The organism is Amycolatopsis sp. 195334CR (assembly GCF_017309385.1).
Classification (GTDB): Bacteria; Actinomycetota; Actinomycetes; order Mycobacteriales; family Pseudonocardiaceae; genus Amycolatopsis.
Genome location: NZ_JAFJMJ010000001.1, coordinates 4113162 through 4132038 on the forward strand (window position 1 = coordinate 4113162; position 18877 = coordinate 4132038).

At 71.2% G+C, this 18877-nt stretch carries 18 protein-coding genes; 11 read left to right on the forward strand and 7 right to left on the reverse strand.

The window, feature by feature from the left end:
* Positions 1 to 2: 2 nt before the first annotated feature.
* Genes JYK18_RS19820 through JYK18_RS19830 form a run of 3 tightly spaced genes read left to right on the forward strand, consistent with a single transcriptional unit; the run spans position 3 to position 2880 of the window.
* Positions 3 to 551 (forward strand): hypothetical protein, encoded by a 549-nt coding sequence (locus tag JYK18_RS19820; protein ID WP_206803444.1) that lies wholly within the window; start codon positions 3 to 5, stop codon positions 549 to 551.
* Positions 548 to 1678, forward strand: coding sequence for an MAB_1171c family putative transporter (locus tag JYK18_RS19825; protein ID WP_206803445.1), 1131 nt, complete (start codon positions 548 to 550; stop codon positions 1676 to 1678). Before JYK18_RS19820 ends, JYK18_RS19825 begins: the two co-directional genes overlap by 4 nt.
* Positions 1675 to 2880 (forward strand): NAD(P)/FAD-dependent oxidoreductase, encoded by a 1206-nt coding sequence (locus JYK18_RS19830; protein ID WP_206803446.1) that lies wholly within the window; start codon positions 1675 to 1677, stop codon positions 2878 to 2880. Before JYK18_RS19825 ends, JYK18_RS19830 begins: the two co-directional genes overlap by 4 nt.
* A gap of 67 nt (positions 2881 to 2947) precedes the next feature.
* On the opposite strand, the gene JYK18_RS19835 is transcribed toward JYK18_RS19830, so the two are convergent.
* The gene (locus JYK18_RS19835; RefSeq protein ID WP_206803447.1) at positions 2948 to 3682 is read right to left on the reverse strand and encodes an alpha/beta fold hydrolase; all 735 of its coding nucleotides are present in this window, start codon (positions 3680 to 3682) and stop codon (positions 2948 to 2950) included.
* Between the two features lie 26 nt (positions 3683 to 3708).
* A complete protein-coding gene (locus JYK18_RS19840) occupies positions 3709 to 4857 on the reverse strand; it encodes an NAD(P)/FAD-dependent oxidoreductase (protein WP_206803448.1) in 1149 nt (382 codons plus the stop codon).
* A gap of 108 nt (positions 4858 to 4965) precedes the next feature.
* Between JYK18_RS19840 and JYK18_RS19845 the strand changes: the two genes are divergently transcribed.
* The 3 genes from JYK18_RS19845 (at position 4966) to JYK18_RS19855 (ending at position 7626) form a co-directional block, all read left to right on the forward strand.
* Positions 4966 to 5526 carry a TetR family transcriptional regulator gene (locus JYK18_RS19845; protein WP_206803449.1) on the forward strand — a complete coding sequence of 187 codons (561 nt, stop codon included), beginning with the start codon at positions 4966 to 4968 and terminating at the stop codon, positions 5524 to 5526.
* A 166-nt stretch (positions 5527 to 5692) separates the two neighbouring features.
* Positions 5693 to 6766, forward strand: a complete 1074-nt coding sequence (locus JYK18_RS19850) for a Glu/Leu/Phe/Val dehydrogenase (protein ID WP_206803450.1) — start codon at positions 5693 to 5695, stop codon at positions 6764 to 6766.
* Positions 6763 to 7626: a serine hydrolase gene (locus tag JYK18_RS19855; RefSeq protein ID WP_206803451.1), complete on the forward strand. Its 864-nt coding sequence runs from the start codon at positions 6763 to 6765 to the stop codon at positions 7624 to 7626. Before JYK18_RS19850 ends, JYK18_RS19855 begins: the two co-directional genes overlap by 4 nt.
* Here JYK18_RS19855 and JYK18_RS19860 read toward each other — a convergent pair.
* Complete coding sequence (locus JYK18_RS19860) at positions 7611 to 8813, reverse strand: LysR family transcriptional regulator (protein WP_206803452.1); 1203 nt, start codon at positions 8811 to 8813, stop codon at positions 7611 to 7613. The two genes, JYK18_RS19855 and JYK18_RS19860, sit on opposite strands and share 16 nt — an antisense overlap.
* A gap of 84 nt (positions 8814 to 8897) precedes the next feature.
* Between JYK18_RS19860 and JYK18_RS19865 the strand changes: the two genes are divergently transcribed.
* Positions 8898 to 9851 (forward strand): MBL fold metallo-hydrolase, encoded by a 954-nt coding sequence (locus JYK18_RS19865; RefSeq protein ID WP_206803453.1) that lies wholly within the window; start codon positions 8898 to 8900, stop codon positions 9849 to 9851.
* Between the two features lie 80 nt (positions 9852 to 9931).
* On the opposite strand, the gene JYK18_RS19870 is transcribed toward JYK18_RS19865, so the two are convergent.
* Positions 9932 to 10120 (reverse strand): DUF5302 domain-containing protein, encoded by a 189-nt coding sequence (locus JYK18_RS19870; RefSeq protein WP_153035279.1) that lies wholly within the window; start codon positions 10118 to 10120, stop codon positions 9932 to 9934.
* Positions 10121 to 10272: 152 nt separating this feature from the next.
* On the opposite strand from JYK18_RS19870, the gene JYK18_RS19875 reads away from it, so the two are divergent.
* On the forward strand, positions 10273 to 11061 hold the full coding sequence (locus JYK18_RS19875; protein WP_206803454.1) for an SgcJ/EcaC family oxidoreductase: 789 nt from the start codon (positions 10273 to 10275) through the stop codon (positions 11059 to 11061).
* On the opposite strand, the gene JYK18_RS19880 is transcribed toward JYK18_RS19875, so the two are convergent.
* Together JYK18_RS19880 and JYK18_RS19885 are read right to left on the reverse strand one after the other, a co-directional pair.
* On the reverse strand, positions 11043 to 12758 hold the full coding sequence (locus tag JYK18_RS19880) for an FAD-dependent oxidoreductase (protein WP_206803455.1): 1716 nt from the start codon (positions 12756 to 12758) through the stop codon (positions 11043 to 11045). The genes JYK18_RS19875 and JYK18_RS19880 overlap by 19 nt on opposite strands.
* Entirely contained in the window at positions 12758 to 14206 is a 1449-nt protein-coding gene (locus JYK18_RS19885) for an NAD(P)/FAD-dependent oxidoreductase (RefSeq protein ID WP_206803456.1), read from the reverse strand. The genes JYK18_RS19880 and JYK18_RS19885 overlap by 1 nt, the downstream gene beginning before the upstream one ends.
* Before the next feature lie 119 nt (positions 14207 to 14325).
* Here JYK18_RS19885 and JYK18_RS19890 point away from each other — a divergent pair, with 119 nt between their 5' ends.
* The 3 genes from JYK18_RS19890 (at position 14326) to JYK18_RS19900 (ending at position 17967) form a co-directional block, all read left to right on the forward strand.
* Positions 14326 to 15372, forward strand: a complete 1047-nt coding sequence (locus JYK18_RS19890) for an AraC family transcriptional regulator (protein WP_206803457.1) — start codon at positions 14326 to 14328, stop codon at positions 15370 to 15372.
* A 65-nt stretch (positions 15373 to 15437) separates the two neighbouring features.
* A complete protein-coding gene (locus JYK18_RS19895; protein WP_206803458.1) occupies positions 15438 to 16892 on the forward strand; it encodes a carotenoid oxygenase family protein in 1455 nt (484 codons plus the stop codon).
* A gap of 343 nt (positions 16893 to 17235) precedes the next feature.
* Positions 17236 to 17967, forward strand: coding sequence for a TetR/AcrR family transcriptional regulator (locus tag JYK18_RS19900; protein WP_153035273.1), 732 nt, complete (start codon positions 17236 to 17238; stop codon positions 17965 to 17967).
* Between the two features lie 196 nt (positions 17968 to 18163).
* Here JYK18_RS19900 and JYK18_RS19905 read toward each other — a convergent pair whose 3' ends face one another.
* Entirely contained in the window at positions 18164 to 18775 is a 612-nt protein-coding gene (locus JYK18_RS19905; protein ID WP_206804438.1) for a hypothetical protein, read from the reverse strand.
* Positions 18776 to 18877 lie beyond the last annotated feature (102 nt).

Below are 18877 nucleotides of genomic sequence, written 5' to 3' on the forward strand. Positions count from 1 at the left end.
CGGTGCGCGAGCGAGCGTTACGCCGGCAGTGCAGGCAGCTGCTGAACGAACTGGACATCCGCCCGCCGCTGGACGTGACCGAGCTGTGCCGCAAGGTGGGTGAGCGCCGGGGCAAGCCGATCCGGCTGATCGCGCACGCCATCCCGGTGCCCGGTCCGTTCGGCGTCTGGATCACCACCCGGTCCGCCGACTACATCCTCTACCAGCAGGAAACCAGCAAGGCCCACCAGGGCCACATCATCCTGCACGAACTCGGCCACATCCTGGCCGGGCACCACAGCGACGAGGGCGACGACGCGCTGCTCGCCGAGCTGTACCCCGACGTGGAGCCGAACGCGCTGCGCGAGCGGTACCCCGATCTGGAGTCCGACGCGGTGCGCCGCGCCCTGCGCCGCACCTCCTACGACACCGAGCACGAGCGCGAGGCGGAGACCGTCGCCACGATCATCCTCGAATGGGCCTCGGTGCTCGACCGGGTCGCGCCGGGCGCGAACGCGCCGTCCACCCGCCGGATGGAGGCCGCGCTCTCCGACCGGTTGGGGTGGCTGTGAGCGCCGGACTCATCGCCTACGGCGTCGTCGCCGTCGCCGCGCTGACGTGGCTGCTGATCCGGCTGGTCCGCTCGCCGCGCTCGGCCCCGCTGTGGTGTGTGACGATCGCGGTCGGCTGCCTGGCCGTGGCGTACCCGTTCGGCCTGATCGCCGGTGAGAACCAGGTCTTCCTCGGCCTGCCGCCGATGGTGTCGCGGCTGATCCAGCACGGTATCCTGCTGGTCGCGGTAAACTGCCTGATCTCGTTCTTCCTCTTCTCCGCACTGGACCAGCGGGAGGCGCTGCGCAAGACGACGCGGTACCTGATCCCGCTGGCCGTCGCCGAGGTCGTGCTGATCGTGGCCGCGGCGATCACCCCGGCCGGCGTGGCCACGAACGACCACAGGGTGACCGGGGTGGCGTTGTTCTTCGTCACCGCCGACGCCTACATGGGGCTCGGGTTCGGCCTCGCCGCGCGCTGGGCGTTCAAGTCCGCGAAGGGCGCCGAACGCAGTGTGCGGCGCGGCCTGCGACTGGCGGGCATCGGCATGTCGATGATCGTGGTCGCGGACTGCCTGTTCATCCCGGCGGTGATCCTGCGCTGGCTGGGCATGGCCGCCGCGCCGGGTGCCGACGGCTCGGCGCAGACCTCGATCGGCTCGATCGGGGCCATGTTCTTCCTGCTGCCCGGCATCGTGATCTTCCTGATCGGCTTCATCTACCCGGCCGCCGCGCGGAAGCTGGCCGCGGCCGCGGTGTGGCTGCACCACCGCCGGATGTACCGGCGGCTCGGCCCGCTCTGGACCGTGCTGCACCAGGAGTTCCCCGAGGACGCGCTCAGCCGCGTGCCGTCCAGCCGGTGGCGCGACGTGCTCAGCGTGACGGGTGTGCACCGCCGGTACTACCGTCGGGTGATCGAGTGCCGGGACGGGCTGGTGCGCATCAGCCCCTACCTGGCTGATCTGCGGGAGCAGCCGGTGACGCACGAGAACCTCGCGGGCAAGCTGAAGGAGGCGCTGCGCACCCGGTCCACCGGGGACCCGGTGCCCAAGCAGGCGGTGCCGGTGGCGATGCCCGCGGCCGAGGGGCTGGACGCCGACGTCCGCGAACTGGTTGCCCTCTCCCGTGCATTGCAGGCGAGCCGATGACCCACGCCCTGATCATCGGCGGGGGCATCGCCGGTCCGGTGACCGCGATGGCCCTGCGCAAGGCGGGTATCGACTCGGTGGTCTACGAGGCCTACCCGACCGGCGCCGACGACGTCGGTGCCTTCCTCACGCTGATGAGCAACGGCCAGGACGCCCTGCGCGCGATCGGCGTGCACGAGCAGGTGGCCGACCAGTCGTTCCCGGCGTCGAAGGTGGAGTTCCTCAGCGGGACCGGCAAGTACCTCGGTGAGGTGCCGCTGCGGCGCGAGGGCGTGCTCGGGCCGCGCACCCTCAAGCGCGCCACGCTGTACCGCGTGCTCCAGGACGAACTGGCCGCGCGCGGCATCCGGATCGAGCACGGCAAGCGGCTCACCGGCGCGCGCAACACCTCCGACGGCGGGGTGGTCGCCACCTTCGCCGACGGGGACCAGGCCAAGGGCGACCTACTGATCGGCGCCGACGGCATCCACTCGGTCACCCGCGCCCTGATCGACGAGACCGCGCCCCGGCCTCGGCACCTCGGCAACACCACCATCTGCGGATACGCCGAGAACGCGCCTTCGCCGGCCCCGGACGGCACCTACCGGATGGTCTACGGCAAGCGCGCCTTCTTCGGTTACGTCACCGCGCCGAACGGCGAGACCTGGTGGTTCACCAACGCGCCCGGTGCGGAGTTGAGCAAGGCCGACCTCGCCGGTATCGATGCCGAGGAGTGGAAGGCCAGGGCGCTGGAGCTGTTCGCCAAGGACAACACGCCCGCGTCGGACATCGTGCGCGCCACCGGAGCCGACGTGACGGCGAGCAACGCGTACCACATCCCGTCCACCCCGGTCTGGCACGCGGGCTCGATGGTCATCCTCGGCGACGCCGCGCACGTGGCCGCGCCGAACGCCGGGCAGGGCGCGTCAATGGCCGCCGAGGACGGGGTCACACTGGCACGTTGCCTGCGGGACGTGGCGCAGATCGGCGACGCCTTCCGCGCCTACGAGGGACTTCGCCGCGAGCGGGTGGAACGCGTGGTGGCGACCAGCGCTCGCATGGGCGGCACCGCGGTGCCGGGCCCGCTCAAGCGCATGGTGCGGGACGCGGTCCTGCCGCGCGTGCTCAAGAAGGGGCCGCGCAACAACGCCGACTGGCTCACCAAGCACCACATCGACTGGGAAGCTCGCGTCTCCCTCGACGACGCCGTCGCCACCAACTGAACACCCGCCGGCGGTCATTGAGCGGGCTGCTGTGCTCGCGACCTCAGCGCAAGCGGTCCAGTAGACCTCAGCGCAGGCGGTCCAGCAGCGGGAGCAGCGCGGCGGGGTCCTCGACGTGGGCGTTGTGCCCGAGCCGGGGCAGCACCACCGGGTCCGGCACGAGCTCGCGCAGGTGCTCCGCCGGGCACATCGGGTCGTGCTCGCCCGCGGCCAGCACCACCTTGCCGCCGGCCGCGGCGAGCAGGCCACGCATGTCCGGCGCGCCCACCCCGAACGCGCCCTGGTCGAGGGCCACCCGCCAGCCGTCGCCGTCCGGGACCACGCCCGCGCTCACCGCCTCCAGCGGCACGAGCCCGACCAGCCCGGACACCTTGAGCCAGCGGTCCGCCGCCTCCTCCCGGGTGGCGAACACGCGCGCGGGCTTCGCCGCCACCGCGGCCGCCTTCGCCAGGTCCTCCTCGCTCCAGCGGACCTTGATGCCGAGCCCGCAGACCGCCGGGACCCGCGAGCCGAACCAGCCACTCGCCAGCGTCAGCGCGAGCACCCCGCCGAGCGAATGCCCCACGACGGTCACCTCGCCGCTGATCGACTTCGCGATCTCGGCGGCGAGCCCGCCGAAGGTGTAGGAGGGCACCGAGGCCGAACGCCCGTGCCCGGGCAGGTCCGGCACCACCCAGTTCCACTCGCCGGGAAGCCGGTCGGTCAGGCCCTGCCACACCTCGCCGGTCCCGCCCAGCCCGTGCAGCAGCAGAAGCGTTCGATCCCCGGAACCACCACGACGCACGAACAGTTCACCGGTCATGCCGGAGATCCTGCCATCGGAGCGCGTCACCGGTCCGCCACTCCGGCGAGCCGCTTGGTCAGCATCACCCGGAAAGCGGGCACCTTCGCCAGCACCGACAGCACCGCGTTCCGCACCGGCCGCGCCAGCGGGCTCGCGGTCGCTAGCCGAGTCAGCCGCCCGGCGAACTTGACCACCTCCTCCGCCTTCGGACGCTGGGTCGCGGCGTACTCGTCGAGCAGGCTGTCCGGCCCGCCCTTGACCACCGCGCCCAGTGCCTCGCCCAGCGCGACCGCGTCCCGCAGGCCGAGGTTCATGCCCTGACCACCGGCCGGGCTGTGCACGTGGGCGGCGTCCCCGGCCAGGAGGACCCGGCCTTCGCGGTACCGATCGGCCACCCGGTGGTGCACCCGGAACCGCGACCCCCAGACGACCTCGGCGATCCGCGCGGTCCCGGCCGCGGGACCCCGGCGGTCGAGCAGGTCCTGCACGAAGGCGAGGTCGGGCTCCTCGGGCGGGTCCTCGACCTCGGCCACGATGCGGAACGAACCGTCGGGCAGCGGGGCCGAGACCACCATGCCCGCACCCGAGAAGAACAGCACGACCTCCTCACCGGGCAGGCCGCCGTCCCGCAGCCGCACGTCCGCGAGGGTGAACGTCTCGCCGGCGCTGTCCTTGCCGAAGCCGATGCCGCTGAACGTCCGCACCGCGCTCCGCATGCCGTCGGCACCGACCACGTACCGCGCGGTGATCCGGTGCTGCCCGTCCACGGTCGCGACCACGCCGTCCGCGTTCTGGTCGAGCGCGGTGAGCCGGTGCGGGCGCAGCACCTTGCCGCCCAGCTCGGTGAACCGTTCGAGCAGCACGCGCTCGGTGGTCGGCTGCGGAACCATGAACAGCGTCCGGTACGGGCTCGGAACCTGGTCGAACTCCAGCGGCACCAGCACGCGGTCGCGGTCGCGGATGGTGAACCGGCCGGCGCGCAGCGACAGCCCGGCCAGCCGGTCCGCGACGCCGAGCCGGTCCAGCGCCTCCATCGTGCGCGGGTGGACCACCGCGGCGCGCGAGGTGTTCGCGCCCTCCGCCTGCTGGTCGAGCACCGTCACCTCGACCCCCTGCTGGGCCAGGCTCACCGCCACGGCCAGTCCGATCGGTCCGGCACCCACCACCAGCACCTCGGTCTGCTCGGGAATCATCTCGGCCGCCTCTCTCGAAGAAGTCAACATCTGTTGGCCAACGCCTGTTGGCAAAGTTAGACCCGCCGGTGCTGGCATGTCAACACGTGTTGGCCTACGGTTGTTGGCATGGCAGAAACGGCACGCCGGTCCGACCGGACGAGGCAGGCGATCCTGGCGGCGGCGCGGGAGCGCTTCGCCACGGACGGCTACGAGCGCGCGACCATCCGGGCGATCGCCGCGGACGCGCGGATCGACCCGTCGATGGTGATGCGGTACTACGGCAACAAGGAGCGCCTGTTCGCCGCGGCCGCCGAATTCGACCTTCAGCTGCCGAACCTGACCGAGGTGCCGCGCGCGGAGGTGGGCAAGGAGCTGGTGGCCCACTTCCTCGACCGCTGGGAGCACGACGACACGCTGAAGCTGCTGCTCCGCTCGGCCGCCACCAACCCGCCCGCCGCCGAGCGGATGCAGCAGATCTTCGCCTCCCAGCTGCTCCCGGTGGTCATCCTGCTGGGGCCGCCCGACAACCAGTTCGCCGCCAGGGCCGGGCTCATCGCCAGTCAGGTGCTCGGCCTCGCGCTCTGCCGGTACGTGCTGGCACTGCCGCCGGTGGTGGACATGGACCGCGAGACGGTCATCGAATGGGTGGGCCCGGTGCTGCGCCGATACCTGGTCGAGCGCGCTTGAACTCTGGTGAAACACCCCCTTGGCGACGGGGATCTTCCCCCTCTACGGTTCTCGTTGGGACCCTCCGGCCGCGGGAACGACCTTCCCGGCGGGCGTGATCCCGGTTGCAACCGAACCCCGCGCGTGCCACAAGCCACGTGCCGGTGCCAACGAAGGAGTCACCACCGTGACGGACGGTGTATTCGGCCGGGATACCGGTCATGAACAGGTCGTTTTCTGCCACGACAAGGCCAGCGGTCTCAAGGCCATCATCGGCATCTACTCCACCGCACTGGGCCCTGGCCTCGGTGGAACCCGGTTCTACCCCTATCCCTCCGAAGCCGAAGCGCTCGACGACGTGCTCGCGTTGTCGAAGGGCATGGCCTACAAGAACGCGCTCGCCGGGCTCGACCTCGGCGGCGGCAAGGCCGTCATCATCGGCGACCCGGCCACCATGAAGTCCGAGGCGCTGCTGCGGGCGTACGGCCGCTTCGTGCAGTCGCTCAACGGCCGCTACATCACCGCCTGCGACGTGGGCACCTACGTGCAGGACATGGACGTCGTCGCCCGCGAGAGCCGGTTCGTCACCGGCCGCTCGCCCGAGGACGGCGGTGCCGGTGACTCCTCGGTGCTCACCGCGTTCGGTGTCTTCCAGGGCATGCGGGCCTCGGCCGAGCACCTGTGGGGCAGCCCCGAACTGGCCGGGCGCCGGGTCGGCGTGGCCGGCGTCGGCAAGGTGGGTTACCTGCTGGTCGGGCACCTGATCGAGGCCGGCGCGCGGGTGGTGATCAGCGACGTCTCGGCCGCCGCGATCGAACGCACCAAGACCAAGCACCCCGAGGTCGAGGTGGTCGGCAGCGCCGACGAGCTGATCCGCGCCGAGCTCGACGTGTTCGCGCCGTGCGCGCTGGGCGGCGCGCTGAACGACGAGACGGTCCCCGAACTGCGGGCCAAGATCGTCTGCGGGGCGGCGAACAACCAGCTCGCGCACCCCGGCATCGACAAGTTGCTCGACGACCGCGGCATCCTGTTCGCCCCGGACTACCTGGTCAACGCCGGTGGCGTGATCCAGGTCAGCGACGAGCTGCACGGGTTCGACTTCGCCAGGGCCAAGCGCAAGACCGCGCAGATCTTCGACACCACGAAGTCGGTGTTCCGGCTGGCCGAGGCCGAGGGCGTGCCCGCGGCCACCGCGGCCGACCGCCTGGCGGAGCGCCGCATGACCGAGATCGGCGGGCTCCGGGCTATACATCTGGGGTGATCGAGAACCACTTCGAGGCGGCGGGCGTGCGCGGATGGCTGCACGCCCGCCGTCTTGGCACCGGGGACGAATGCGGTTGGCGCGCCGACGAGCCGGTGGTGCTGGCCTCGGTGGTGAAGGTGCCGCTCGTGCTGGAGTTCGCCCGCCAGGTAGCGGCCGGGCAGCTCGACCCGCGTGACCGCGTGTGCATCGGGGCCCGCGACCGGCTCGGCGGGTCCGGCACCGCGGGGTGCGCGGACGATGTGGAGCTGAGCCTGCGCGACGCGGCCTACTTCGCGATGACCGTCAGCGACAACACCGCGGCCGACGTGCTGTGCGACCGGGTCGGGCTCGACAACGTGCGCTCGCTGGTGCGCGAGCTGGGGCTGACGCACACGCGGATCGCCGGTGCGCCGCGGGACATCGTGGCGTCGATGATCGAGGACGCGGGCGGGCCGGAGCGGTTCGCGGAGCTGTTCCGGAGCTTCTCCGCGGACCGGGTGCTGGCGATGCGCGCCCTCGACCCGGGCTGGACGAACGCGAGCACGCCTCGCGAAATGACCGCGTTGCTGGAGCATCTGTGGGCCGACCGGGGCGAGGCCGCGGCCCAGGTCCGGCAGTGGATGGGGCAGCAGGTCTTCTGGAGCCGGCTCGGTGGCGCGTTCCCGGCGGAGGCGCGGGTGTGGGGCAAGACGGGCACGCTGCCGTGCATCCGGAACGAGATCGGCGTGGTCGAGTACCCGGACGGTGCACGGTTCGCGGTCGCGGTCTTCACCCGATCGGGGTCGCTGGTGCAACGGGAGCCAGCCGTCGAGGCGGCCATTGGCGCTGCAGCGGCCGCAGCGGTGGGCGAACTGCGCGGGGATCAGTCGGTGCCGTAGACCACGTTCCAGGGGCGCGGCGCCGCTGGGTCGTGGGAACGGTCAGGGTCGCTGGGTGAGGTATCGGGCAGGGCCAGCGTGCTGGGCGAGTCGGAGTCACCAGGCGAGGCCGAGCGAGCAGGCAGTGCTGGGATACCGGGCGAGGCCGATCTAGGGGGCAGGCTCGGTAGGTCGGGTGGGATCGCGCTGTCAGGCAGAGCGGGGGCGCTGGGGGTGGCTGCTGGAGCTGGAAAGCGAGGCAAAGCTGGGGAGCGGGGGAAGGTTCGGGTGGTGGGCAAGGCCGTAGTGCCGAGCGGGCTGGTGGCGGGCGTGTTCAGCGCGGCGAGTGCCACCGACGCGAAGGCCTTAGCTTCGGGGTGCGCGTTGCCGGACGGCCAGGCGAAGCACAGCCGCCGCAGGGGTGCTGGAGTGAGGGGCCGCCACACCACCCGGGTTTCCTTCTGTGCGACGGTGCCTTCGGCCAGCGCCACCCCGTGCCCGGCCAGGACCATGCCGAGGACGAACTCCGGCGTTCGCGCGTGGTGCACCGCGGTCGGCCGGAAGCCGTCTTCCCAGCACGCGCGCAGGAGCGCGTCGTAGTACCCGGGCGCCGACGCGCGCGGGAAGAGCACGAGGCCCTGCCCGGCCAGGGCGGACGGATCGAGTTCCGCACGGGCGGCCAGCGGCGAGTCCCGGGGGAGCACCACGCCGAGCGGGGTCTCGAGCGCGGGGCCCAGCTCCAGCCCGGTCACGTCCACCGGCAGGTGCAGCAGTCCCGTGTCGAGCTCGCCCTCGGCGAGTAGGCGCAGTTGCTCGGTGGTGGTCAGCTCCTGCAGTTCGACGCGGACGCCGGGCCGGTCGTGGGCGAACGCGGTCAGGATCCCGGCGAGCGCCCGGCCCGGCATCTCCGGTGGCACGCCGGCCCGCAGGGCGTCGAGTTCACCGCCCCCGGCCTTGCCGACGAGCGCGACCGCGCGATCCCAGCGCGCGATCAGGTCGCGTGCTTCGGCGAGCAGGATCTGCCCCGCTTCGGTCAGGTCGACGTGCCTGCTGTCGCGGTCGAACAGCTTCGCGCCGAGGTCGCGTTCGAGCCGCTGGATACGCTGGCTCAGCGGCGGCTGGGCGATGCCGAGCCGGTCGGCGGCGCGGCCGAAGTGAAGTTCTTCGGCGACCACGACGAAGTAGCGCAACGCGCGCAGGGGGTCCACGCTGCGACGATATCGAATCGCATATCGCGGTTCGCGTGTCGCGATCTTGGACAGCGCCCGGGCTCGCGTGCTCGGCTGTCGATCATGAGTGATGGACGGACCAGATTCGGCAGACGCGGTTTCCTCGGGGTCTCGGCCGCGGTGGCGGCGAGCCTGCCCGGCATTCCGGCAGTGGCGAACCCCAGCCCGCGCGCGAAGGCTGACGTGACCCTGCGCTGGTGGGGCAACAACAGCTGGGAGCTGCGCCTGCCCGGTGGCAAGGTGGTGCTGATCGACCCGTGGCTGACCCGGTTCAAGACCGGCACGTACACCAAGGAGGGCGCGGACCCGAACACGCGCATCGAGGTCGATCGGGGGCTCATCGACCGGCTGGTGGACTCCGGTGAGCTGCATGCCGACCACATCCTGGTCACCCACGGCCACTACGACCACATCAGCGACGTGCCGTACCTCGCCAAGAAAACCGGCGCGACGGTGATCGGGACCGAGACGCATCTGAGCCTGCTGCTCGCCCTCGGCGCCCCCGAGGAGCAGCTCGCGATCGCGACCGGCGGCGAGTTCCACACCTTCGACGGTTATTCGATTCGCGTGCTCCGCTCACTGCACTCGGCGAGCGGCGACCGGGCGAAGGTCGCGTTCGCGGGTACGCGCCCGCTGTCCCGGCGGGACCGGCCGCGGGTGATCAGCGACCTGCTCGAAGGGGGCACGCTGGCCTACCAGGTGGAGAGCGCGTCGGGGTTCGCGGTGATGAACTTCGGCGGTTCCAACTACGTGGAGGGGGAGCTGGCCGGGCTGCGGCCGGACGTGCTGCTCCTGCCCGCCGGCGGGGATCGGGTGGCGGAGTACGTGCCGAGGCTGCTGCGCACGCTCGGGTTTCCGCCGTACGTGGTGCCGACCCATTGGGACGACTTCGACTTCCCGCTGGACGAGCCCGCCAAGGACTGGGGCGGGCTCACCAAACTGCGCGACGCGGTGGCCGTGGCCAGTCCGGGGAGTGCGTTCCGGGTGGTCGACCACCGCGAGGTGTTCACGCCTTAGAAGGGGTGAGCGAAACAGGTGCTCTAAGAAGTGAGCACTGCTCTCAAATGAGAGCAGTGCTCCAAAACAAGAGCAGCGATCTAGCCGCTCTTGCGCCGGAACTCGCGCTTGCCGCCCGCGGGGCCGTGGGCGTTGTGCACCTTGGAGCCCCGGTCCTCGTGGGCGGCCCGGGCCTTGGTCTGGGCCTGCTTCCGCTCGAGTGCCTCGCGGAACTTGCGCTTGACGTCGTCCTCCTCGCCGGTTTCCGGCGTGGGTTGCGTGTCAGACATGTGAAACCTCCGAACAACGTCGTGTGTCACCGGCCAGCCTGTCAGTCGCTCGCCTGGTTGGCGAGCGGATTTCACCGGTTTGCACCCCACTGGGCATATAGGTAGTGTCGCGACATGTAGCGACACTATCTATGAAAGCAGCTGGAGGGATCATGGGGAAGCGACGAATCGGCTGGGCGGTGGCCGCGGTGGGCGTGCTGCTGATCACGGCCGTCCCGACCTCGGCGGGCGAGGAACATCAGCCCGCCGGACAGCAGTCCACGGGCCACCAGACCGCCGGTCTCCAGTTCGCCGGTCATTGGGGTGGCGGTCACCAGTTCGCCGGTCATCAGAGTGGCGGCGACCAGTCGACCGGCCTCCAGGTTGATGGCCTCCAGACGGCTGGCAGCCAGCCCGGCGGCTACCCGCCAGCCGGGGCGCAGTCGGCGGGCCACGCACTCGGCGGGCAGTCGGCGGGTCTCGTGCCCGGCGAGCGGGAGGCGGGTCGCGGGGCGGACGCGCAGGAGGCGGGCCTCATACGCGGCAGCCAGTCAGCCGACTACAAGCCCGGTGATCAGGCTGCCTTCGACAAGCTGCATGAGCGCCAGGCCAAGGCCTGGGCCGAAGAAGATGGCGCTGCCTTCGCAGCCACGTATACCGAGCAAGGCGACGTAGTCACCTTCAACGGCGAGCACCTCCACAGCCGCGAGGGCATCGCGCGCGGGATGCAGTACTACTTCGACAACTACATCGACGGCAGCCGGATCAAGCGGCTGAGCGAGAAGGTCCGGTACCTCGACCGCAACACCGTGGTGGTCATCCGCTCCTCGTGCCTGACGCAGGGCGACGTGCCCGACTGCCGCCCCGATTCGCACTCCACCAACACCAACCTCCTCGTCCGGCGGCACGGCCAGTGGCTGCAGGAGTCCTTCCAGAACACCCGCTACTTCGAGATCCCCTGATCGGACGGCCACACCGGCCGGATCGGCAGGCGCAGCGCCGCGGGCGCGCTCGGCGGCACGACCGGGCGCACCGGCGGTACCGCGCTCAGCCGCCGGTAGGCCGCGCCGAGCGGCGGCCGAGGATCCTCCTCGCCCTTGTTCGGCCAGAACGACATCGCGCGCTCCGACTGCGCGGTGATGGTCAGCGACGGGTTCACCCCGAGGTTCGCCGAGATCGTCGAGCCGTCCACCACGTGCAGGCCGGGGTGCCCGTAGAGCCGCTGGTACGGGTCGACCACCCCGGTGTCGCTCGAATCGCCGATCGCGCAGCCGCCGATGAAGTGCCCGGTGATCGGGATGTTCGCCAGCTCGGTGACCGACCCCTGCGGCAGCCCGCCGATCTTGTCGGCCACCCGCCGGGTGACCTCGTTGCCCACCGGGATCCACTCCGGGCTGGGCAGCCCGTCCCCCTGGCGGGTGGTCATCCGCCGCCTGCCCAGCAGCCCGCGCCGGGTGTAGGTGGTCACCGAGTTGTCCAGGTTCTGCATCACCAGCAACCCGATCATCCGCTCCGACCACCGGCGGGGGTTGTGCAGGCGGAGCAGGTTCCGCCGCTGCCGGAACAGCTCGCGCAGGCCGAGCACCCAGCGCCGCTTCCCGGGCTCGGCGTCCACCAGCACGGTGGCGAGCAGGCCCATGGCGTTGCTGCCCTTGCCGTAACGCACCGGCTCGACGTGCGTGTCCTCGTCCGGGTGAATCGACGAGGTGATCGCCACCCCACGGGTGAAGTCGGTGTCGTTGCGCAACGATTGCGCGGCGAGCACGGCCTCGGAGTTCGTGCGGGCCAAATAACCGAGCCGAGCGGAGATCCGGGGCAGCGCGCGCCGGTCGCGCAGCTTGTGCAGGAGCCGCTGGGTGCCGAGCGCGGCTGCGGAGAAGATCACCTGATCGGCGTAGAAGGTCCGCCGGGCGAACCCGCCGGTCCGCACGGTCTTCACCGCGTACCCGCCACCGGGCATCGGCCGCACGTCGACCACCGTGCTCCGCTCGTGCACCTGCGCGCCGGCCTGCTCCGCGAGGTACAGGTAGTTCTTGACCAGGGTGTTCTTCGCGCCGTGGCGGCACCCGGTCATGCACTCGCCGCAGTGGCTGCACCCGCGCCGGGACGGTCCCGCACCGCCGAAGAACGGGTCGGGCACCTCCTCGCCGGCACGCTCGCCGAAGAACACGCCGACCGGCGTCGGCCGGTAGGTGTGCTCGATGCCCATGTCCGCGGCGACCTCGCGCAGCACCCGGTCGGCGGGCGTGGTCGCCGGGTTGTCCGTCACCCCGAGCATGCGCTTGGCCTGGTCGTAGTGCGGGGCCAGCTCGCTCTTCCAGTCGGTGATGTGCGCCCACTGCGGGTCGGCGTAGAACTTGTCCGGGGGCTCGTACAGCGTGTTCGCGTAGACCAGCGACCCACCGCCGACCCCGGCGCCGCTCATCACGAACGTGTTCTTCAGCAGGGTGAGCCGCTGGATGCCGAAGCAGCCGAGCCGCGGGGCCCACAGGTACTTCCGCAGCCGCCACGAGGTCTTCGCGAACTCGTCGTCGGCGAACCGGCGCCCGGCCTCCAGCACCCCGACGCGGTAACCCTTCTCGGTCAGCCGCAGCGCCGAGACGCTCCCGCCGAAGCCGGAGCCGATCACCAGCACGTCGTAGTAGTCGAAGTCGGACATCAGTCACCCACCGTCCTGAACTCGGAAAGGCGCAGCCGCCGGGTGCGGAGGTGGTACTCCGAGACCAGGCCGGGCCAGTTGGTGGAGACCCGGCCGTCGGCCTGGCGGTACCAGCTGGAGCAGCCGGTCCACACGCTGCCCGCCAGCCGCGACTGGATCTCCTCGTCGTACTCCTGCTCCACCTCCGGCCGGACGTCCAGGTAGGACACCGACGGCCGCGACAGGTGCTCGACGGCCTGGCGGATGTACCGCGCCTGCCGCTCCAGCATGTAGATGATCGAGCCGGCGCCGAGATTGGTGTTCGGGCCGTACATCCAGAACAGGTTCGGGAACCCGGGCACGGTCATGCCCAGGTGCGCGCGGGCGCCCTTGGCCCACACCTCGGCCAGGTCGCGCCCGCCGAGGCCGCGGATCTTGAGCGGGCCGAGGAAGTCCAGCGCGGCGAAGCCGGTGCCGTAGATCAGCACGTCGGCTTCGTGCTCCACGCCGTCCTCGGTGCGCACGCCGCGCGGGGTGATCTCGGCGATCGTGCCGGTCTCGACGTCGACGTTGGGCGAGGCCAGTGCGGGCAGGTAGTCGTTGGTGAACAGGATCCGCTTGCAGCCCATCGGGTAGCTCGGCGTGATCCGCGCGCGCAGGCCGGGGTCCTTGATGTGGCGCCGCCGCAGCTGCTCGGTGCGCAGCTCGAACGGTTTGGTCAGCAGGCCGTGCCCGGTCATCGCGAAGGTGGCGTACTCGGCGAGCAGCCAGATCCGCAGCCTGCCCAGCAACTGGGTGAACGGCAGGTGCCGGAACAGGAAGCGGTGCCAGCGGCGGTAGACCGTGTCGTTCTTGGCCATGATGTAGGGCGGGGTCCGCTGGAACACCGTCACCTGCCGGGCGTCCCGCCGGATCTCCGGCACGAACTGGATGGCGCTGGCCCCGGTGCCGATCACCGCGACCCGCTTGCCGCTCAGGTCGACGTCGTGGTTCCAGCGGGCGGAGTGGAAGGCGGGGCCGTCGAAGCTGCCGAGACCTCGAATATTCGGCAGGGCGGGCTCGGACAGCTGGCCGGTGGCGGGCACGAAGACGGTCGCCTCGAAGGTCTCGCCGGTGCTCGTCTCCACGGTCCAGCGCCCGTTGTCGAAGGACGCGCTGGTCACCTCGGTGCCGAAGCGGATGTGGCGGTCGACGCCGTACTCCGCTGCGACGCGCTTGAGGTAGGCGTGGATCTCGGCCTGCCCCGAATAGCGCCGCGGCCAGTCGGGGTTGGGCGCGAAGGAGAACGAGTAGAGCGGCGACGGGATGTCGCAGGCGGCGCCGGGGTAGGTGTTCTCGCGCCACACACCGCCGATCTCGTCCGCGCGCTCCAGCACGGTGAACTCGTGCAGGCCGGCCCGCTTCAGCTCGATGGCCAGTGCGATGCCGCCGAACCCGCTGCCGGCGATGAGAACGGACGCTGTGCTCATGGGTGACGAAGTTACGTCCCGGTGGCGGCCCGGTGAAGTGCACGAACGGTCAGTCGATCGAGATTTTCGGCCACGACCGGGGTGGCGCGCGGCCACGCCATCGATCGATAATTCCGGCCATGGTGGAGTTCGCCGCGCCGGCGGTGCGCGACTGGGACTTTCCGCGGAGCACCGCGAGCGTCCTGCTGATGTCGGTGTTCGCCGCCGAGCACGGGATCCACGGGGTGCTCTCGGGCACCTCGCTCACCCCTGGCCAGGTCCGCGACCCGGAGCTGCAGATCGACGCGCGCCAGGAGCTGACCGTGGTGCGCAACCTGCTCAACGGCCTGGCGCCGGGCCAGGACCCGGACGCCGCGGCGATCGCGCTCGGCGGCCGCTACCACGTGACCACCTTCGGCATCTTCGGCTTCGCCTGCATCAGCAGCCCGACCCTGGCCGACACGATGGCCTTCGCGCTGCGGTACCTGGACCTGAGCTTCACCTTCTGCATCCCGCACGTGGCCGTCGACGGCGGCGAGATCCGGCTGGTGCTGCACGACGAACTGGTCCCGGCCGACGTCGCCCGGTTCCTGGTGCTGCGGGACCTGTCCGCCATCTACACCGTGCTCGGCGACCTGCTGCCGCCGATCACCCTGCGGCGCCTCGGCTTCCGCTTCCCCCAACCGTCTACTGTGGACGCCTATGTGGCGGCCTTCGGGGTGCGCCCGTCGTTCGGTGGCCAGGTCAACCTGCTCGCGCTCGACGCCGCGTACCTGGACCAGCCGCTGCCGCAGGCGAACGAGCACACCGTGGCCATCTGCGAGGCGCAGTGCCGCGAACTGGTCACCCGGCGCCGCGCCCGCACCGGGATCTCGCACCAGGTCAGGGAACGGCTGATCCGCCTCGGCGGCGCCGACACCGGCATGGACGCCATCGCCCGCGACCTCACGATGAGCCCCCGCACGCTGCGGCGCCGGCTGACCGAGGCGGGCACCAGCTACCGCGCGCTGGTCGACGAGGTCCGCGAGGCGCTGGCGGAGGAACTGCTGGCCACCGGCGCGCTCTCGGTGGAGGCGGTGGCGGTGCGGCTGGGCTACGCCGAGGCATCCAGCTTCATCTACGCCTTCAAGCGCTGGAAGGGCGTGACCCCGGCGGCGTACGCCCGTTCACTCGGCCGGACCGGCTGAGCGGGTGGTCCGCCCGCCCGGGAAAACGTAGGGTTGAAGTTCGCCGTCCAGCCTGGGAGGCCGCCTTGACCAGCAGCCACGACCAGCCGGTGATCGTGGCCGGTACCGACGAGCCCAATCCCTACCTGCTCGGCGTCTACGCGCCGGTGACCACCGAGATCGACAGCGGCGACCTGCAGGTGATCGGCCGCATCCCGCCCGACCTCAACGGGGTCTACCTGCGCAACGGCCCGAACCCGCGGTACCGCCCGGAAGGCCGCTACCACTGGTTCGACGGGGACGGCATGGTGCACGCGGTGCACCTGGAGAACGGCCGGGCCCGCTACCGCAACCGGTGGATCCGCACCAAGGCCTTCGCCGCCGAGTCCGAGGCGGGCCGCGCGCTGTGGACGGGGGTGATGGAGAGCCCGAAGGGCAACCCGTTCGGCAACCACCACGGGCTCGGCCTCAAGGACGCGGCCAACACCGACGTGATCTTCCACCGCGGCAAGGTGCTGACCACCTGGTACCTGTGCGGCAGCCCGTACGGCATCGACCCGCTGTCGCTGGAAACCCTTGGCGCGGAAGACTTCCTGGGCACGCTGGTGGGCGACATGATGGCCCACCCCAAGGTCGACGAGCGCACCGGCGAGCTGTTCTGGTTCGACTACGGCCCGACGCCGCCGTACCTGCGTTACGGCGTGGTCAGCGCGGACGGGCGGGTGGTGCACACCACGGAGGTCGCGCTGCCGGGGCCGCGGCTGCCGCACGACATGGCGATCACCGCGAACTACGCGGTGCTGATGGATCTGCCGCTCCTGCAGGACGCCGAGGCGGCGCGGCACGGTCGGCACAAGCTCGTCTTCGACCGGTCGCTGCCCGCGCGGTTCGGCGTTCTGCCGCGGTACGGCACCGGTGATCAGGTGCGCTGGTTCGAGGCTTCGCCCTGCTACATCTACCACGTGGTGAACTCGTGGGAGGCGGGCGAGGAGATCGTGCTCGACGTCTGCCGGGTGAGCAGGCCGCAGCCGCGCGCCGACGCGCGCACCCCGCTGGCGAAGATGCTGTCCTACCTGCGCCTCGACGCGCAGTTGCACCGCTACCGGTTCAACCTGCGCACCGGCGCGGTCAGCGAATCGCCGATGGACGACGCGAACACGGAGTTCCCCAGCGTGGACTCGCGCAAGGTGGGCAGGCTGAGCCGGTTCGCCTACCACGTGAGCATTTCGCCGGAGTCGACGCTGCTGTTCGACGGCCTGGTCCGCTACGACAACGCGACCGGGGTGAAGGCGGAGCACCGGTTCGGGCCGGGGCGCTGGGGTAGTGAGGCGCCGTTCGCCCCGCGCGACGGCGCCACCGTGGAGGGCGACGGCTACCTGGTCACCTTCGTGCAGGACGAACGCGAGGGAGTGTCCGAATTGGACATCTTCGACGCGGGTGATCTGGCCGCCGGGCCGGTGGCGCGAGTGCTGCTGCCGCAACGGGTTCCGCTGGGTTTCCACGCCACCTGGGTGCGGGCTGATCAACTCGGTTTCAACTGAGGGGAACCGTGGTGGCGGACGCGGCGTCGATATTGGTGCACATCGCGCTGACGCGGGTGTGCGACCGGTCGACGACGCGGCGTCCGCGATCCGGCACGTTCTCACCCGGGGGGAGAGCGATCCGGAGGGCGCCGCGCCGTTGCGGGCGGTGAGCGAGCAACCGCAGACCGAAACAGCTTGTTGATACTCGCCCAATCCGGCATGATCCACTTGACGATTACCGGGCGATCGTGATTGGACAGGCATCGGAAGATGATCACCGAATGTCTCGCTGAACAGGCAAAACAACAACATTTGGCACTCTGTCAAGCATGGTCATCCAATGAGCATTAAGCTTCCTGGAATGGCTGGAGCCCCAGAGAGTCCTTCGCCGCTGCCGGGCCAGCAGCGGCCCCGGTCCCGGTTCGCGGCCGGCCTGCCCGCGGTGACCGCGGAGCGGATCGTCGACGCGGCGCTGCGGTTGACCGTGGAACGCGGCCTCGACAGCTGGACCCTGCGGCAGCTGGCCTCGGCGGTGGAGGCCTACCCCGCCGTCATCTACCACCACGTCGGGGACCGGGAGTCCGTGGTGCGTGCGGTGATCGAGCGGGTGGGCGAGGAGATCCCGCTGCCCGACGCGAACCTGCACTGGCGGGACTTCTACTGGCAGCTGCTCGCGGACCTGCGGGTGGTGCTGCGGCGTTATCCGGGCGTGGCCAGGCGGTTCTCGCTGTACGGGCCGCTGATCCCGTCGATCAAGCCGCTGATCGACCGCGGGGTGCGGGTGCTGCAGCGCGACGGGTTCGGCGAGGAGAGCGTGACCGCGTACAACCTCCTGCTCGGCACGGCCGCCGCGCTGGTGTCCAAGGAGGACGACCACCTGGCGCAGCCGCTGATCAAGCCGGACAGCCCCGAGGTCTACGCCGAAGCGCGCGACCGGGAGGACCTGCCGGGCCTGGCGGCGCTCGGGCGGAACGTCTACGAGCGCGTGAAGGACCCGGAGCGGCTGGCCGCGCACTTCACCGAGTTCTACGAATATTCGGTCCAGATCGCCATCGACGGCTTGGAGCGGCGGCTGACGCGGATCCACCCGTAGGGTCGGCTCTGTTTGCGCGGCCCGGCCGGGTGGCGGGGCTTGGCCGGTCCGGTCGCCTGGCTCGGCCGGATGGCGCTGCTTGGCCCGGCGGCGGTCGGGTGGCCTGGCTCGGCCGGATGGCGCTGCTTGGCCTGGCGGCGTGGCTTGGCCGGTCCGGCCTGGCTCGGGCGTGGCTTGACCGGTCGGCTCGGTCGGGTCAGCCGCCGGGGCGTTCGTCGCGGTAGGGGCCGCGGTCCTCGCGGGGAAAGTAGCTGTCGGGCGGGCCGGCGCGGTGGCGGCCGGGGCCGTCGCCGAACTCGCGGGCGATGCCGGGCCTGCCGTCGCGGGGACCGTCGTGGCTGAACGCGGCGATCATGCCGACCACGCCGCCGCCGACCAGTACGCCGGCCAGGCCGACCGCGACCAGCCCGGTCGCGCGGTGCCGGACGAACCGGCCGAACTTGCCGGGCGGTGCCTTGGTCGGCGCCCACCCCGGCGGCGGACCTTGATGCGCGGTGGCGGGTCCGGCTTGGTGAGCAGAGGTCTGCTGCTCGCCTCCGGACTGCGCGGGTCCCGGCTGCTGCATGGCGGCGGTCTGAGCCGCGGTCGGTTGCTCGGCGCCGGGCTGAGGCGCGGCGGGTGGCGGGGCTCCGGCGCCTGACCGCGCGGCGGACTCCGCCCCGGGCTGGGGAGGCGGGCTCGGCTGCTCGACTGTGGGCTGCTCCGCCCCCGGCTGGACAGCGCCTGGCTGGTCAGCGCCGGCCTGGTCGGCCCCTGTCTGGGCAGCGCCTGGCTGGTCGGCGCCCGCGGGCTGGTTCTTTTCGGTCATCGTGGCTCCCGTGGTGGTCGGCGGGTCCTCCCGCCGCCTCCGAGCATGGCGCTGCTTCCTGTGGCGCCCCTGATGCGGACCTGTTCATCAGCTGTGTGCGGA

Bases quoted from the DNA above. Each gene is read 5' to 3' on its own strand.
- JYK18_RS19875 (WP_206803454.1), top strand. From the start codon at position 10,273: ATGGGGAAGCGACGAATCGGCTGGGCGGTGGCCGCGGTGGGCGTGCTG.
- JYK18_RS19840 (WP_206803448.1), bottom strand. From the start codon at position 4,857: ATGATTCCCGAGCAGACCGAGGTGCTGGTGGTGGGTGCCGGACCGATC.
- JYK18_RS19845 (WP_206803449.1), top strand. From the start codon at position 4,966: ATGGCAGAAACGGCACGCCGGTCCGACCGGACGAGGCAGGCGATCCTG.
- JYK18_RS19905 (WP_206804438.1), bottom strand. From the start codon at position 18,775: ATGACCGAAAAGAACCAGCCCGCGGGCGCCGACCAGCCAGGCGCTGCC.
- JYK18_RS19830 (WP_206803446.1), top strand. From the start codon at position 1,675: ATGACCCACGCCCTGATCATCGGCGGGGGCATCGCCGGTCCGGTGACC.
- JYK18_RS19865 (WP_206803453.1), top strand. From the start codon at position 8,898: ATGAGTGATGGACGGACCAGATTCGGCAGACGCGGTTTCCTCGGGGTC.
- JYK18_RS19900 (WP_153035273.1), top strand. From the start codon at position 17,236: ATGGCTGGAGCCCCAGAGAGTCCTTCGCCGCTGCCGGGCCAGCAGCGG.
- JYK18_RS19835 (WP_206803447.1), bottom strand. From the start codon at position 3,682: ATGACCGGTGAACTGTTCGTGCGTCGTGGTGGTTCCGGGGATCGAACG.
- JYK18_RS19870 (WP_153035279.1), bottom strand. From the start codon at position 10,120: ATGTCTGACACGCAACCCACGCCGGAAACCGGCGAGGAGGACGACGTC.
- JYK18_RS19885 (WP_206803456.1), bottom strand. From the start codon at position 14,206: ATGAGCACAGCGTCCGTTCTCATCGCCGGCAGCGGGTTCGGCGGCATC.
- JYK18_RS19880 (WP_206803455.1), bottom strand. From the start codon at position 12,758: ATGTCCGACTTCGACTACTACGACGTGCTGGTGATCGGCTCCGGCTTC.
- JYK18_RS19890 (WP_206803457.1), top strand. From the start codon at position 14,326: ATGGTGGAGTTCGCCGCGCCGGCGGTGCGCGACTGGGACTTTCCGCGG.